We start from the raw sequence: 13,354 nt of genomic DNA on the forward strand, positions 1-13,354 counted from the left end.
CGCGAGCAAGCCCGCTCCCACAGGGGTAACCTGTCTTCACGACTTGTTTTGGTTCTCATTATCATATAATAATAAATCTCATTACCGAATGAGCCCCGGATCATGAGTTCTGTCTTGCACGAGCTGCCTTACCTCGAAAGCTGGCGCTGGATGAGTCGCCAGATCCGTTGCGCGATGAATCCCGATGAACCTCGCCTGATCGACCACTATCTGGCCGAAGGCCGGTATCTGGCGGCCTGCACGGCAACCTCACCCTGGACCGTCGCCGAAACTTCCTTCCGTTTATTGCTCGACACCGCCGCCGATGTCGCGCTGCCGTGGCATTGGCGCACTTACTGTCTCGACCAGGCCTGGCGCCCGCTGCGCGAACTGGAACGCCTCTCTCTTTGCAAATGCCGCCTCACGCGCTGGCAAAGCTACACCTGGCAACTCGCTACCTGTGAGTTGCAACCCTCGATTCCTCTCATAGAACTGGTGCAAGGATCTACAGATGACCAAGACACGTATTGAGCGCGACAGCATGGGCGAGCTTCAGGTCCCGGAAGACGCCCTCTACGGCGCACAGACTCAACGTGCGGTGGATAACTTCCCGATCAGCGGCAAGCCGATGCCCGTGCAGTTCATTCGCGCGCTGATCCTGGCCAAGGCCGCGGCGGCCCGCGCCAACATCGAGCTCAAGCAGATCGGCGAAGCCCAGGGCAAGGCCATTGTCGACGCGGCCCAAAGCCTGCTAGAAGGCGATTTCATGCAGCACTTTCCGGTGGATATCTTCCAGACCGGTTCGGGCACCAGTTCCAACATGAACGCCAACGAAGTGATCGCCACGCTGGCCAGCCGCTTGCTCGGCGAGGCGGTGAACCCCAACGATCACGTCAACTGTGGCCAAAGCAGCAACGACATTATTCCGACCACTATCCACGTCAGTGCGGCGCTGGCGTTGCATGAGCAATTGTTACCGGCGCTGACGCACCTGGTGCAGGTCATCGAGCGCAAGGCCGGGCAGGTGCATCACCACGTCAAGACCGGGCGTACGCACCTGATGGACGCGATGCCGGTGCGCATGAGTCAGGTGCTCAACGGTTGGGCGCAACAGCTCAGGGCCAACATCGGCCTGCTGCAAGGTTTGCAGCCAAGCCTGCAATCTCTGGCACAGGGCGGCACGGCGGTGGGTACGGGCGTCAACGCCCACCCCGAGTTCGCGGTGCGCTTCAGCCAGCAGCTCAGCACATTGACCCGGGTTCAGTTCCAGCCGGGCAAGGACCTGTTCGCGCTGATTGGCTCTCAAGACACTGCCGTCGCGGTCTCCGGGCAACTGAAGGCAACTGCCGTATCGCTGATGAAAATCGCCAACGACCTGCGCTGGATGAACTCCGGCCCGCTGGCCGGTCTTGGCGAGATCGAACTGGAAGCCTTGCAACCGGGCTCTTCGATCATGCCGGGCAAGGTCAACCCGGTCATTCCGGAGGCCACCGCGATGGTCGCGGCTCAGGTCATCGGCAACGACAGCGTGATCACCATCGCCGGTCAGTCGGGCAACTTCGAACTGAACGTGATGCTGCCGATCATCGCCCAGAACCTGCTGAGCAGTATCGAGTTGCTGGCCAATTCCAGCCGCCTGCTGGCGGACAAGGCGATTGCCAGCTTCAAGGTCAATGAGGGCCGGATTAAGGAAGCGCTGTCGCGCAACCCGATTCTGGTCACCGCGCTCAACCCGATCATCGGTTACCAGAAAGCTGCCGAGATTGCCAAGAAGGCCTATCAGCAAGGTCGGCCGGTGATTGACGTCGCGCTGGAACACACCGACCTGTCGCGCGGCCAGCTGGAAGAACTGCTCAACCCGGAAAAACTCACCGCGGGCGGCGTGTAAGCCCCGCTGCCGCTTTGGAGGCGCACCATGGAGCACTGGAAACGCACGATCGAAAGAGCCAATCGCTTTTTCATGCAGGGTGAACTGGTCGATGCCCGCGAGGCGTATCTGCAGGCATTGGCCCTGGCCCAGGTGCTGTTCGAGCGCTGGGCGGATGCCGACGAAGCGGTGGCAGCTTGCGTGATTTCCCATCACAACCTGGCAGACCTGCACTTGCGCCTGAACCAGCCGGAGGAGAGCGTCGAATACTTGTGCGCCATCCACCAACGGCTGTTGCAGGCCATGCAGGACTCGCGGCTACCACAAACATTGCGTGAAGCCGCGTTGCGCCAGAGCAGCAAGACCTACGTCGAGCTGCTGAATTTCATCAGTGAGCACGGCGAATATCCGCGTACCCATCGACTGCTGCACATCGATGCCGCTTCCCCTGTGCCTCATCATCATGGAGTCCATTGAACATGGCTTTTAGCTTGCCTGCCTTGCCCTACGCCTACGACGCCCTGGAACCGCACATCGATGCGCAGACCATGGAGATCCACTACACCAAACATCACCAGACCTACATCAACAACCTCAACGCGGCCGTCGAGGGCACCGAGTATGCCGAGTGGCCCGTGGAGAAGCTGGTGTCTGCCGTGCAGCAACTGCCGGAAAAACTGCGCGCGGCGGTGATCAATCAGGGAGGCGGCCACGCCAACCATTCGTTGTTCTGGGAAGTCATGGCGCCCGGCGGCCCAGGCAAACCCGAAGGCGCGCTGGCGAAGGCTATCGACGAGCAATTGGGCGGACTCGACAGTTTCAAGGAGGCCTTCACCAAGGCGGCGTTGACCCGCTTCGGCAGTGGCTGGGCCTGGCTCAGCGTGACGGCGCAAAAGACCCTGGTGGTGGAAAGCAGCGGTAACCAGGACAGCCCGTTAATGAGCGGCAATACGCCGATCCTGGGCCTCGACGTCTGGGAGCATGCCTATTACCTGCGTTATCAGAACCGCCGTCCTGAATACATCAGCGCGTTCTACAACGTGATCAATTGGCCGCAAGTCGCTGCACGCTATCAGGCCGCACTGGTTTAAGTCTTCCATAAAAACAATCCAGGGCTGGGCTATGGGCACTGAAACACTGGCGATTGGAAGTGGACGGCTGTTTCGTTACGCGTTTGGATCGCTGTTACTGCTGGCGGGCATGAGCCTATTGGTTGCCCATGGATTGGCATGGCTCGACCTTGAGCCGAGGTTGCTGCGCGCACTGCAGGGCGGTGCGATCTGCGCCCTGGGTACCGCGTTGGGTGCGGTACCGGTGTTGGTGATTCGACGCATGCCGCAGGTGCTCAGCGACACTTTGCTTGGCTTTGGCGCTGGCGTGATGCTCGCGGCGACGGCATTTTCGCTGATCGTTCCGGGCATCTCTGCCGCCGAAGGGCTTGGACTGTCGCCTTGGGCGTCCAGTGGGCTGATCAGCTTCGGCATTATGCTCGGCGCGTTCGGGTTGTTCCTGGTGGATCGAAAGGTCTCCGGCGTCAGCCCGGACAGGCTGGTCGGCACCCTGGAGCGCCCGGTCATTGCTCCGCGCATCTGGCTGTTCGTGTTTGCCATCATCGCCCACAACATTCCGGAAGGCATGGCGGTCGGTGTTTCTGCCGGCGGCGGCATGCCTGAAGCTGACAGCCTGGCCATGGGCATTGCCTTGCAGGACGTGCCGGAAGGGCTGGTCATCGCCTTGGTATTGGCCGGGGCAGGGATGTCTCGGGTCAAGGCGTTCCTGATCGGTGCCGCATCAGGGTTGGTCGAACCGGTGTTCGCGCTGGTGTGCGCCTGGCTTGTGAGCCTGGCCGAGATGCTGCTGCCTTTGGGGTTGGCGCTGGCGGCAGGGGCAATGTTGCTGGTGGTGACCCACGAAGTCATTCCCGAGTCGCGCCGCAACGGTCATGACAAACTTGCCAGCCTCGGCCTGCTGATGGGGTTCTGCTTGATGATGGTGATGGATACGGCGCTGGCCTGAAAAGATCGCAGCCCTGTAGGAGCTGCCGAAGGCTGCGATCTTTTGATCTTGATCTTTATTCGCCTTCGTCGAAGAAGTTGTTGATCAACGCCACCAGCGCATCCAGTGCTTCCTGTTCCTGCTCGCCTTCTGTGCTCAAGTGGATCGTGGTGCCCTTGCCGGCGGCCAGCATCATCATCGCCATGATGCTTTTGCCATCGACCATGGACTCTGGTGTGCGACCGGCCCGGATCTGGCACGGGAACTGACCCGCGACTCCAACGAACTTTGCAGAAGCACGGGCGTGCAGACCCAGTTTATTGATGATTTCGATTTCCAGAGCAGGCATCGCGATGTGAATCCTTTAGCTGAGGTCGCGGTGGCGAACCTGGACGTTCTTCAGGGTTTTTTGCAGCGCCTGCCCCAGACGCTCGGTCAGGTAGACGGAGCGGTGATGTCCGCCAGTGCAGCCAATGGCAATGGTGACGTAGGCGCGGTTGCTGGCGGCAAAACGAGGCAGCCACTTTAGCAGGTATGTGGAAATGTCCTGGAACATCTCCTCCACATCCGGCTGTGCCGCCAGGTAATCGGCAACCGGTTGATCGAGCCCGGACTGCTCGCGCAATTCCGGTTTCCAGTAAGGGTTGGGCAGGCAGCGCACATCGAACACCAGGTCGGCGTCCACCGGCATGCCGCGCTTGAATCCGAAGGATTCCACCAGGAACGCAGTGCCCGGCTCGGGCTGATTCAACAGACGCAGTTTGATGGCGTCGCGCAGCTGATACAGGTTCAGGCTGGTGGTGTTGATCTTCAGATCGGCGAGGTCGGCAATCGGTCCGAGCAGAACGCTCTCGACGTTGATGGCTTCGGCCAGCGAGCGGTTGGCGTTGGTCAGGGGGTGACGTCGGCGGGTTTCCGAGAAGCGCTTGAGCAGGGTTTCTTCGTCGGCGTCCAGGTACAGGACATCGCACTGAATGTGGCGGCTGCGGACTTCTTCGAGCAGCTCGGGGAAGCGTGACAGGTGGCTGGGCAGGTTGCGGGCGTCAATGGAGACAGCCACCAGCGGCTGCATCAGCTCGGTATGAATCAACGCTCTTTCGGCCAGTTCCGGCAGCAGGCCGGCAGGCAGATTGTCGATGCAGTAGTAGCCGTTGTCCTCAAGAACATTGAGGGCGGTACTTTTACCCGAGCCGGAACGGCCACTGACGATGATCAAGCGCATGATTACTGACCGTTTTGCTCGTCCAGGACAACCTGATACAGGGCTTCGTTGCTTGCGGCATGACGCAGTTTTTCGCGTACGTCCTTGCGGTCGAGCATGCTGGCGATCTGTCGCAGCAGCTCAAGGTGCGCATCGGTAGCGGCTTCCGGGACCAGCAGAACGAACAGCAGGTCAACCGGCGCGCCGTCGATGGCGTCGAAATCGATTGGGGCGTCCAGGTGCATCAATGCACTGATGGGCGATACACAACCCTTGAGACGGCAGTGTGGAATAGCGATGCCGTTGCCAAAACCGGTGGAGCCGAGTTTTTCACGGGCAATCAGCGCCTCGAAGACATCTTGCATCTCCAGAGCCGGCACTTCGCGGGCGATCAGATTGGCAATTTGTTCGAGGGCTTTCTTTTTACTGCCGCCCGGCACGTTCACGAGGGAACGGCCGGGGGTCAGGATACTTTCAAGTCGGATCATGGGTTGGGAGTGTTAACGACCGGTTGCGCCCTGAAGGAGGCTCTGGGTCTTTTCCTTATGCTTTTTGAGTTGTTTATCCAGCTTGTCGGTGAGTGCATCGATCGCAGCGTACATATCGGTATGTTCCGCATTGGCGACCACTTCATTCCCGGGAATATGCAGCGTGGCTTCGATTTTCTGCTTCAGCTTCTCGACGGTCATCGTGACCTGCACGTTAGTGATCTTGTCGAAATGTCGCTCCAATCGTTCGAGTTTTTCGCCGATGTAGGTGCGAAGAGGTTCGGTCACTTCCAGTTGGTGTCCACTGATGTTGACTTGCATACAGCTTCTCCTTCGTTGCCAGTGCATAAAGCGGTAGATCAGATGATCTACCACTGGAACGCTGTGGCGTGGCTCTACATCAACCGCTTGCGTTCGCTCGAAGGCGCGATCCCGAGGGATTCGCGGTACTTGGCGACGGTGCGGCGAGCCACCTGAATGCCTTGTGCCTCCAGTAAACCAGCGATCTTGCTGTCACTCAACGGCTTTTTCTGATTTTCCGCGGCAACCAGTTTTTTGATGATCGCCCGGATCGCCGTGGACGAGCATTCGCCGCCTTCGGAGGTGCTTACGTGACTGGAGAAAAAGTATTTCAGTTCATAGATGCCGCGGGGGGTGTGCATGAACTTCTGGGTGGTCACTCGTGAAATCGTCGACTCATGCATGCCGACCGCTTCGGCGATGTCATGCAGGACCAGCGGCTTCATGGCTTCGTCGCCATATTCGAGGAAACCGCGCTGATGCTCCACGATCTGGGTGGCAACCTTCATCAGGGTTTCATTGCGGCTCTGCAGGCTCTTGATGAACCAGCGGGCCTCCTGCAGCTGATTGCGCATGAACGTGTTGTCGGCGCTGGTATCGGCGCGGCGCACAAAACCGGCGTACTGGGCGTTGACCCGCAGTCGTGGCACCGACTCCTGATTCAGCTCCACCAGCCAGCGCTCGTTGTCCTTGCGTACGATAACGTCAGGTACGACGTACTCGGCTTCGGTGGACTCGATCTGCGAGCCCGGGCGCGGGTTGAGGCTCTGGACCAGCTCTATGACCTGGCGCAGCTCATCTTCCTTGAGCTTCATGCGGCGCATCAACTGGCTGTAGTCGCGGCTGCCGAGCAGGTCGATGTAATCGGTGACAAGGCGCTTGGCTTCGGCCAGCCAAGGCGTCTTGGCGGGCAACTGGCGCAATTGCAGCAGCAGGCATTCACCCAGATTGCGTGCGCCGATGCCGGCCGGCTCGAATTGCTGGATGCGGTGCAGGACGGCTTCGATTTCGTCCAGTTCGATGTCCAGTTCCGGATCGAAGGCTTCGAGGATTTCCTCGAGGGTTTCGTCCAGATAGCCCTGATTGTTGATGCAGTCGATCAGGGTTACGGCGATCAGGCGATCGGTGTCGGACATCGGGGCCAGGTTCAGTTGCCACAGCAGGTGGCTTTGCAGGCTTTCACCGGCCGAGGTACGGGTGGTGAAGTCCCACTCGTCATCGTCATTGCTGGGCAGGCTGCTGGCGCTGGTCTGGTAAACGTCTTCCCACGCGGTGTCGACGGGGAGTTCGTTGGGGATGCGCTCGTTCCAGTCACCCTCATCGAGGTTATCAACCGTCGGGGCGCTTTCCTGGTAGGAGGGTTCCTGGATATCGGTGTTGGGCTTTTGTTCGGCGTTGTCGGCCAAGGGGTCGGAATTGTCGAAGTCGTCGCCTTCTTCCTGGCGTTCGAGCATCGGATTGGACTCCAGGGCCTCCTGGATTTCCTGTTGCAGGTCCAGGGTCGACAATTGGAGCAGGCGGATGGCCTGTTGCAGCTGAGGTGTCATCGTCAGCTGCTGGCCCATTCTCAAGACTAGCGATGGTTTCATGGCAGGGGCTTAACACCTTATTCGCCGGCGCACATGCGCCATCCACTACAGGGCGCCGGGGCGCCAAACATAAGCAAATTATATGCCTGAAACTGAAGGATTTGCCTAGAGCGCTGTAACAATAAAAAACTATAAATTTGTGTTGCGGAGTTGCCCTTGTCGGGGGCTGAGCGCGCAGGTTTGCATGAGGCACCGATGAATCGCGAGACCGGTGCCCGGGCGGCTGCCTGGGCACAGCTCAGCGTTTACAGGCGGAACTCATGGCCCAGATACACTTCCTTCACCAGGTCGTTGGCCAGGATGGTCTCTGCATCACCTTCGGCGATCAACTGACCGTCATTGACGATATAGGCGGTTTCACAGATATCCAGGGTTTCACGAACGTTGTGGTCCGTGATCAGCACGCCAATGCCTTTGGCCTTGAGGTGGTAAATGATCTGTTTGATGTCGCCGACCGAAATCGGGTCCACGCCGGCGAACGGTTCGTCGAGGAGGATGAATTTCGGGTTGGTGGCCAGGGCGCGGGCGATTTCCACGCGGCGGCGCTCACCACCGGACAGGCTCATGCCGAGGTTGTCGCGGATGTGGCTGATGTGGAATTCCTGCAGCAGGCTTTCCAGTTCCTTGCGACGACCGGCCTTGTCGAGCTCCTTGCGGGTCTCGAGGATGGCCATGATGTTGTCGGCCACCGACAGTTTGCGGAAGATCGATGCTTCTTGCGGCAAGTAGCCGATACCGGCTTTTGCACGGCCGTGCATCGGCTGGTGGCTGACGTCCAGGTCATCGATCAGGACGCGGCCCTGGTCGGCTTGCACCAGGCCGACGATCATGTAGAAGCAGGTGGTCTTGCCGGCGCCGTTCGGGCCAAGCAGGCCGACGATCTGACCGCTGTCGATGGACAGGCTGACATCACGCACGACCTGGCGGCTCTTGTAGCTCTTGGCCAGATGCTGAGCTTTCAGAGTTGCCATTACTGGGCCTTTTTCTCGTCGGTTTTCTTCTTCGGCTGGATCACCATGTCGATACGCGGACGCGACTCGGTCACCTTGCTGCCGGTGGCGCGCCCGGCGCTGGCCAGCTTCTTCTCGGTGTCGTAGACGATTTTCTCGCCTTGGGTGACGTTGTTGTCCTTGTCGACAACCTTGGCCTTGTCGATCAACACGACGCGATTTTGCGTGGCGTGATACTGGATGGTCACGCCCCAACCCTGAACAGGCTTGGTATCGCCAGCGGTTTGCAATTGCTCGAAGTACGCCAGGTTGCCCACCGAGGTCACTACGTCAATGTCGCCGGTCGGGGTGCGGGTGATGGTAACGGTGTTGCCTGTCACCTTCATCGAGCCTTGGGTGATGATCACGTCACCCTTATAGGTAGCAATGCCTTGCTTGTCGTCCAGTTGGGCATCGTCGGCCTGAATGCGGATAGGCTGCTGTTGGTCTTCCGGCAGAGCCCAGGCGCTCACGCTTCCCAGTGCTGCGCCCAGACTGAGCAAAATCGGGAGGGTTTTAACGAGCCTCATACTGTCCTCTTACGTTCGATAGCAGGTGTATCCTGCTTTCTTTCAAATACGCTTTCATTCCCTTGCCAGTCGATACACCGCCAGCGCCGTCGATTCTAACGTCTTGCTCGGTCTGCGCATATTGCTGCTGCGGGAACACGGTCATGCGGGTGCTGGTGATCAGGGTCTTGCGGTTTTTCTCGTCGAAGCGCGTGATGCGTACGTCATCGATCAGCTCGACCTGCGTGCCGTCAGGGTTGACTTCGCCGCGCAGGCTCTGGACGTGCCACGGGAATTCGGTGCCGCGGAACACGTTCAGGTCGGGGTTGGTCAGCAGTGTCACCTCGGTCGCCTTCAGGTGCTCGACCTTGTCGGACACCAGATCATATTGCAGCTTGCCGTCCGGCAGGTACTGCACGCTGTGGGCGTTGATGGCGTAATAGTCGATCATGCTTTCATCGACCGGCGTTGCCGGCTTGTCGAGGAAGCGTTCCGGGCTGATGTTCCAGTAGCCGACCGCGGCGAATATCGCCGCGATGCAACTGTACATCAGGGTGTTGCGAAACTTTTTGCTCAGCATATCGGGCTCACAGGTACGCCGCATTGGCCGCATCGAGGCGGTCCTGGGCGCGCAGGATCAATTCGCAGAACTCGCGAGCAGCACCTTCGCCGCCACGGGCGAGGGTGATGCCGTGAGCATGTTCGCGCACAAAACTGGCGGCATTGGCCACCGCCATGCCCAGGCCGACTCGGCGAATCACCGGCAGGTCCGGCAGGTCGTCGCCGAGGTAGGCCACCTGCTCATAGCTCAAATTCAGTTGGGCCAGCAGCTCGTCGAGTACCACCAGTTTGTCTTCACGGCCCTGATACAGGTGCGGGATACCGAGGTTCCTGGCTCGCCGCTCGACCACCGGGGTCTTGCGGCCACTGATGATGGCAGTTTGCACTCCGGCGGCCATCAGCATCTTGATGCCCTGGCCGTCGAGCGTGTTGAACGTCTTGAATTCGCTGCCGTCTTCGAGGAAGTACAGGCGACCATCGGTCAGCACGCCGTCGACATCGAACACCGCCAGTTTGATCTGTTTGCCGCGTTGCAGCAGGTCCGCACTCATTACATTACTCCTGCACGCAGCAAGTCGTGCATGTTCAAGGCGCCGACCGGGCGGTCTTCGCTGTCGACCACGACCAGCGCGTTGATTTTATGGTCTTCCATGATTTTCAGCGCTTCGGCGGCCAGCATTTCGGCGCGGGCGGTCTTGCCGTGGGCCGTCATGACCTGGTCGATGACAGCGCTGTGGATGTCGATGCTGCGGTCCAGTGTGCGGCGCAAATCACCATCGGTGAAGATTCCGGCCAGCTTGCCGTCGGCCTCGAGGATGACGGTCATGCCCAGGCCTTTGCGGGTCATTTCCATCAAGGCGTCCTTGAGCAGGGTGCCACGCTGGACCTGCGGCAGTTCCTGGCCGGCGTGCATGACATTTTCCACTTTCAGCAGCAGGCGTCGGCCCAGGGCGCCGCCGGGGTGGGAAAAGGCGAAGTCTTCGGCGGTGAAGCCGCGGGCTTCCAGCAGCGCGACCGCCAGGGCGTCACCCATGACCAGGGCAGCGGTTGTCGACGAGGTGGGTGCCAGGTTCAACGGGCAGGCTTCGTGTTCGACGTGAACATTCAGGTTCACCTCGGCGGCCTTGGCCAGCGGCGAATCAGGGTTGCCGGTCACGCTGATCAACTGTATGCCCAGGCGCTTGATCAGTGGCAGCAGGGTAACGATTTCATTGGTGGAGCCGGAATTCGAGAGCGCCAGAATGATGTCGTCGCGGGTAATCATGCCCATGTCGCCATGGCTGGCTTCCGCCGGGTGCACAAAAAACGCCGTGGTGCCGGTGCTGGCCAGGGTCGCGGCGATCTTGTTGCCGACGTGCCCCGACTTGCCCATGCCGACCACGACCACGCGGCCTTTGCTGGCCAGAATCATCTCGCAAGCGCGTACGAAATCTGCGTCGATATGGGGTAGCAGGCCTTGCACGGCTTCTACTTCGAGGCGGATGGTGCGTTGTGCTGATTGAATCAGGTCGCTGGATTGGCTCATGTCAGAAATCGTATAGCCTGATGAAAAGGCGGCGATTATAGCGGTTATGATCGAATCCCTCACGCAAGTTCGTCGCGCATTGTCATTCCTTGTTACCTGAAACCCTCTAGACGGGGCTTTGAACCGCTCATGCAGTTGCACATGACTCGGCTTTGGCCTTGGGCGTGCAGCCTTCGCAGTGATATAGTTCGCCGCCAGTTCGGCCTGCCCGGGAGGTATGTGCTTTCGTCAGAAAGCCAGGCGTCCGAGTGAGAGGCTGCATCGCAAGGAGTTTAGATGAGTGCCGATAACGCCTACGCGGTCGAGCTGAAGGGACTGTCCTTCAAGCGCGGTGCGCGCAGCATTTTCAATAATGTCGATATCCGTATCCCGCGTGGCAAGGTCACCGGCATCATGGGGCCTTCCGGGTGCGGCAAGACCACGCTTCTGCGCCTGATGGGCGCCCAGCTGCGTCCCACCAAGGGCGAAGTCTGGGTCAACGGTCAGAACCTGCCAAAACTGTCACGCAGCGACCTGTTCGATGCGCGCAAGCATATGGGCGTGCTGTTTCAGAGCGGCGCGCTGTTTACCGACCTCGATGTCTTCGAGAATGTCGCGTTTCCGCTGCGGGTCCACACACAACTGCCGGAAGAAATGATCCGCGACATCGTTCTGCTCAAATTGCAGGCAGTGGGTTTGCGCGGTGCCATCGACCTGATGCCCGACGAGCTTTCCGGCGGCATGAAGCGCCGTGTTGCGCTGGCCCGGGCGATTGCGCTCGATCCACAGATCCTCATGTACGACGAACCCTTTGTCGGCCAGGACCCCATCGCCATGGGCGTTCTGGTGCGCCTGATTCGCTTGCTCAACGATGCGCTGGGCATCACCAGCATCGTGGTTTCCCACGACCTGGCCGAGACCGCGAGCATTGCCGATTACATTTATGTGGTGGGCGATGGTCAGGTGTTGGGGCAGGGGACCCCGGACGAATTGATGAACTCGGATGAACCGCGCATTCGTCAGTTCATGACCGGCGAACCCGATGGCCCGGTTCCGTACCACTTTCCAGCGACGGATTACCGCGCAGATATTCTGGGGAAGCGCTGATGCGCAGAATTTCATTGATGGAGCGCGTTCGCCGCTTCGGCCAGGCCGGCATCGATGTGCTGGCGGTGTTCGGGCGTTCGGCCTTGTTCCTGTTTCATGCCTTGCTTGGCCGCGGTGGAATCGGTGGCGGCTTCGGGCTGCTGGTCAAGCAGCTGCATTCGGTGGGCGTGATGTCCCTGGTGATCATCGTGGTCTCCGGGGTGTTCATCGGCATGGTGCTGGCGCTGCAGGGCTTCAACATCCTTTCCAGCTACGGTTCGGAGCAGGCTGTCGGGCAGATGGTTGCGCTGACGCTGCTGCGAGAACTGGGGCCGGTGGTGACCGCCTTGCTGTTCGCCGGGCGCGCCGGTTCGGCGTTGACCGCGGAAATCGGCAACATGAAGTCCACCGAGCAGTTGTCCAGCCTGGAAATGATCGGGGTTGACCCGCTCAAGTACATCATTGCGCCACGCTTGTGGGCCGGCTTCATTTCCCTGCCGGTGCTGGCGATGATTTTCAGCGTGGTGGGCATCTGGGGCGGCTCGTGGGTCGCTGTCGACTGGCTGGGGGTCTATGAAGGATCCTACTGGTCGAACATGCAGAACAGCGTGACGTTCACTGAGGATGTGCTCAACGGGATCATCAAAAGCATCGTCTTTGCCTTTGTCGTGACCTGGATCGCCGTATTCCAAGGCTATGACTGCGAACCCACTTCCGAGGGGATCAGTCGTGCCACTACCAAGACCGTTGTCTATGCCTCGTTGGCAGTGCTCGGCCTGGACTTTATTCTGACTGCCTTGATGTTTGGAGATTTCTGATGCAAAACCGCACCCTGGAAATCGGTGTCGGCCTTTTCTTGCTGGCTGGCATCCTGGCTTTGCTCTTGTTGGCGTTGCGGGTCAGTGGCCTGTCCCCGACTCCGAGCACCGACACGTATAAACTTTACGCCTACTTCGACAATATCGCCGGTTTGACTGTCAGAGCAAAGGTGACCATGGCCGGTGTGACCATCGGCAAGGTCACGGCCATCGATCTGGATCGCGACAGCTTTACCGGTCGGGTGACCATGCAGCTGGAAAAACGCATCGATAATCTGCCGGCGGACTCCACTGCATCTATCCTGACTGCTGGGTTGTTGGGCGAGAAGTACATCGGTATCAGCGTGGGCGGGGAAGACACCCTGCTCAAGGATGGTGGAACCATCCATGACACGCAGTCATCGCTGGTGCTCGAGGACCTGATCGGTAAATTCCTGCTCAATACCGTTAGCAAAGAAGCTAAATGAG

Annotated in this window: 18 protein-coding genes; 8 read left to right on the top strand and 10 right to left on the bottom strand. The window is 59.5% G+C overall.

The genetic code is table 11. The features are described from left to right. Positions 1-102 precede the first annotated feature (102 nt). Genes AC3WJW_RS09880 through AC3WJW_RS09900 form a run of 5 tightly spaced genes read left to right on the top strand, consistent with a single transcriptional unit; the run spans position 103 to position 3,862 of the window. Entirely contained in the window at positions 103-510 is a 408-nt protein-coding gene (locus AC3WJW_RS09880; protein ID WP_493725875.1) for a FagA protein, read from the top strand. After that, positions 491-1,867, top strand: a complete 1,377-nt coding sequence (locus AC3WJW_RS09885) for a class II fumarate hydratase (protein ID WP_493725876.1) — start codon at positions 491-493, stop codon at positions 1,865-1,867. The genes AC3WJW_RS09880 and AC3WJW_RS09885 overlap by 20 nt, the downstream gene beginning before the upstream one ends. A gap of 27 nt (positions 1,868-1,894) precedes the next feature. Continuing rightward, positions 1,895-2,323 (top strand): DUF2753 family protein, encoded by a 429-nt coding sequence (locus tag AC3WJW_RS09890; RefSeq protein WP_493725877.1) that lies wholly within the window; start codon positions 1,895-1,897, stop codon positions 2,321-2,323. Positions 2,324-2,325: 2 nt separating this feature from the next. Next, complete coding sequence (locus AC3WJW_RS09895; RefSeq protein ID WP_493725878.1) at positions 2,326-2,937, top strand: superoxide dismutase; 612 nt, start codon at positions 2,326-2,328, stop codon at positions 2,935-2,937. A gap of 31 nt (positions 2,938-2,968) precedes the next feature. After that, positions 2,969-3,862 (top strand): ZIP family metal transporter, encoded by an 894-nt coding sequence (locus AC3WJW_RS09900; RefSeq protein WP_493725879.1) that lies wholly within the window; start codon positions 2,969-2,971, stop codon positions 3,860-3,862. Between the two features lie 55 nt (positions 3,863-3,917). On the opposite strand, the gene AC3WJW_RS09905 is transcribed toward AC3WJW_RS09900, so the two are convergent. The 10 genes from AC3WJW_RS09905 to AC3WJW_RS09950 form a co-directional block, all read right to left on the bottom strand. After that, the gene (locus tag AC3WJW_RS09905) at positions 3,918-4,190 is read right to left on the bottom strand and encodes an HPr family phosphocarrier protein (RefSeq protein ID WP_007970256.1); all 273 of its coding nucleotides are present in this window, start codon (positions 4,188-4,190) and stop codon (positions 3,918-3,920) included. A gap of 15 nt (positions 4,191-4,205) precedes the next feature. Then, on the bottom strand, positions 4,206-5,063 hold the full coding sequence (gene rapZ / locus AC3WJW_RS09910) for an RNase adapter RapZ (RefSeq protein WP_493725880.1): 858 nt from the start codon (positions 5,061-5,063) through the stop codon (positions 4,206-4,208). A gap of 2 nt (positions 5,064-5,065) precedes the next feature. Further along, a complete protein-coding gene (gene ptsN, locus AC3WJW_RS09915; protein WP_007986694.1) occupies positions 5,066-5,530 on the bottom strand; it encodes a PTS IIA-like nitrogen regulatory protein PtsN in 465 nt (154 codons plus the stop codon). Positions 5,531-5,542: 12 nt separating this feature from the next. After that, a complete protein-coding gene (gene hpf / locus AC3WJW_RS09920) occupies positions 5,543-5,851 on the bottom strand; it encodes a ribosome hibernation-promoting factor, HPF/YfiA family (protein WP_007941242.1) in 309 nt (102 codons plus the stop codon). A gap of 74 nt (positions 5,852-5,925) precedes the next feature. Continuing rightward, positions 5,926-7,419, bottom strand: a complete 1,494-nt coding sequence (locus AC3WJW_RS09925) for an RNA polymerase factor sigma-54 (RefSeq protein WP_015093497.1) — start codon at positions 7,417-7,419, stop codon at positions 5,926-5,928. 245 nt (positions 7,420-7,664) lie between these two features. After that, positions 7,665-8,390 (bottom strand): LPS export ABC transporter ATP-binding protein, encoded by a 726-nt coding sequence (gene lptB, locus AC3WJW_RS09930; RefSeq protein WP_007970262.1) that lies wholly within the window; start codon positions 8,388-8,390, stop codon positions 7,665-7,667. Beyond that, a complete protein-coding gene (lptA, locus tag AC3WJW_RS09935) occupies positions 8,390-8,938 on the bottom strand; it encodes a lipopolysaccharide transport periplasmic protein LptA (RefSeq protein WP_104450946.1) in 549 nt (182 codons plus the stop codon). Before lptA ends, lptB begins: the two co-directional genes overlap by 1 nt. Continuing rightward, positions 8,925-9,497 carry an LPS export ABC transporter periplasmic protein LptC gene (gene lptC, locus AC3WJW_RS09940; protein WP_493725881.1) on the bottom strand — a complete coding sequence of 191 codons (573 nt, stop codon included), beginning with the start codon at positions 9,495-9,497 and terminating at the stop codon, positions 8,925-8,927. Before lptC ends, lptA begins: the two co-directional genes overlap by 14 nt. 7 nt (positions 9,498-9,504) lie before the next feature. Continuing rightward, positions 9,505-10,029, bottom strand: coding sequence for a KdsC family phosphatase (locus tag AC3WJW_RS09945; RefSeq protein WP_007970265.1), 525 nt, complete (start codon positions 10,027-10,029; stop codon positions 9,505-9,507). Next, entirely contained in the window at positions 10,029-11,003 is a 975-nt protein-coding gene (locus AC3WJW_RS09950) for a KpsF/GutQ family sugar-phosphate isomerase (RefSeq protein ID WP_102702538.1), read from the bottom strand. Before AC3WJW_RS09950 ends, AC3WJW_RS09945 begins: the two co-directional genes overlap by 1 nt. Positions 11,004-11,279: 276 nt before the next feature. Between AC3WJW_RS09950 and AC3WJW_RS09955 the strand changes: the two genes are divergently transcribed. From AC3WJW_RS09955 to mlaD, 3 genes are read left to right on the top strand one after another with little or no spacing between them, the layout of a single operon-like run. Then, positions 11,280-12,089, top strand: coding sequence for an ATP-binding cassette domain-containing protein (locus AC3WJW_RS09955; RefSeq protein WP_104450949.1), 810 nt, complete (start codon positions 11,280-11,282; stop codon positions 12,087-12,089). Then, the gene (gene mlaE, locus AC3WJW_RS09960; protein WP_007970268.1) at positions 12,089-12,886 is read left to right on the top strand and encodes a lipid asymmetry maintenance ABC transporter permease subunit MlaE; all 798 of its coding nucleotides are present in this window, start codon (positions 12,089-12,091) and stop codon (positions 12,884-12,886) included. Before AC3WJW_RS09955 ends, mlaE begins: the two co-directional genes overlap by 1 nt. Next, a complete protein-coding gene (mlaD, locus tag AC3WJW_RS09965) occupies positions 12,886-13,353 on the top strand; it encodes an outer membrane lipid asymmetry maintenance protein MlaD (protein ID WP_007970271.1) in 468 nt (155 codons plus the stop codon). Before mlaE ends, mlaD begins: the two co-directional genes overlap by 1 nt. Position 13,354 lies beyond the last annotated feature (1 nt).

Source organism: Pseudomonas sp. GW821-FHT07G06, assembly GCF_058986625.1.

Excerpts from the sequence above, each read along its gene's own strand:
- AC3WJW_RS09880 (WP_493725875.1), top strand. The coding sequence starts at position 103 with ATGAGTTCTGTCTTGCACGAGCTGCCTTACCTCGAAAGCTGGCGCTGG.
- AC3WJW_RS09885 (WP_493725876.1), top strand. The coding sequence starts at position 491 with ATGACCAAGACACGTATTGAGCGCGACAGCATGGGCGAGCTTCAGGTC.
- AC3WJW_RS09890 (WP_493725877.1), top strand. The coding sequence starts at position 1,895 with ATGGAGCACTGGAAACGCACGATCGAAAGAGCCAATCGCTTTTTCATG.
- AC3WJW_RS09895 (WP_493725878.1), top strand. The coding sequence starts at position 2,326 with ATGGCTTTTAGCTTGCCTGCCTTGCCCTACGCCTACGACGCCCTGGAA.
- AC3WJW_RS09900 (WP_493725879.1), top strand. The coding sequence starts at position 2,969 with ATGGGCACTGAAACACTGGCGATTGGAAGTGGACGGCTGTTTCGTTAC.
- AC3WJW_RS09905 (WP_007970256.1), bottom strand. The coding sequence starts at position 4,190 with ATGCCTGCTCTGGAAATCGAAATCATCAATAAACTGGGTCTGCACGCC.
- rapZ (WP_493725880.1), bottom strand. The coding sequence starts at position 5,063 with ATGCGCTTGATCATCGTCAGTGGCCGTTCCGGCTCGGGTAAAAGTACC.
- ptsN (WP_007986694.1), bottom strand. The coding sequence starts at position 5,530 with ATGATCCGACTTGAAAGTATCCTGACCCCCGGCCGTTCCCTCGTGAAC.
- hpf (WP_007941242.1), bottom strand. The coding sequence starts at position 5,851 with ATGCAAGTCAACATCAGTGGACACCAACTGGAAGTGACCGAACCTCTT.
- AC3WJW_RS09925 (WP_015093497.1), bottom strand. The coding sequence starts at position 7,419 with ATGAAACCATCGCTAGTCTTGAGAATGGGCCAGCAGCTGACGATGACA.
- lptB (WP_007970262.1), bottom strand. The coding sequence starts at position 8,390 with ATGGCAACTCTGAAAGCTCAGCATCTGGCCAAGAGCTACAAGAGCCGC.
- lptA (WP_104450946.1), bottom strand. The coding sequence starts at position 8,938 with ATGAGGCTCGTTAAAACCCTCCCGATTTTGCTCAGTCTGGGCGCAGCA.
- lptC (WP_493725881.1), bottom strand. The coding sequence starts at position 9,497 with ATGCTGAGCAAAAAGTTTCGCAACACCCTGATGTACAGTTGCATCGCG.
- AC3WJW_RS09945 (WP_007970265.1), bottom strand. The coding sequence starts at position 10,029 with ATGAGTGCGGACCTGCTGCAACGCGGCAAACAGATCAAACTGGCGGTG.
- AC3WJW_RS09950 (WP_102702538.1), bottom strand. The coding sequence starts at position 11,003 with ATGAGCCAATCCAGCGACCTGATTCAATCAGCACAACGCACCATCCGC.
- AC3WJW_RS09955 (WP_104450949.1), top strand. The coding sequence starts at position 11,280 with ATGAGTGCCGATAACGCCTACGCGGTCGAGCTGAAGGGACTGTCCTTC.
- mlaE (WP_007970268.1), top strand. The coding sequence starts at position 12,089 with ATGCGCAGAATTTCATTGATGGAGCGCGTTCGCCGCTTCGGCCAGGCC.
- mlaD (WP_007970271.1), top strand. The coding sequence starts at position 12,886 with ATGCAAAACCGCACCCTGGAAATCGGTGTCGGCCTTTTCTTGCTGGCT.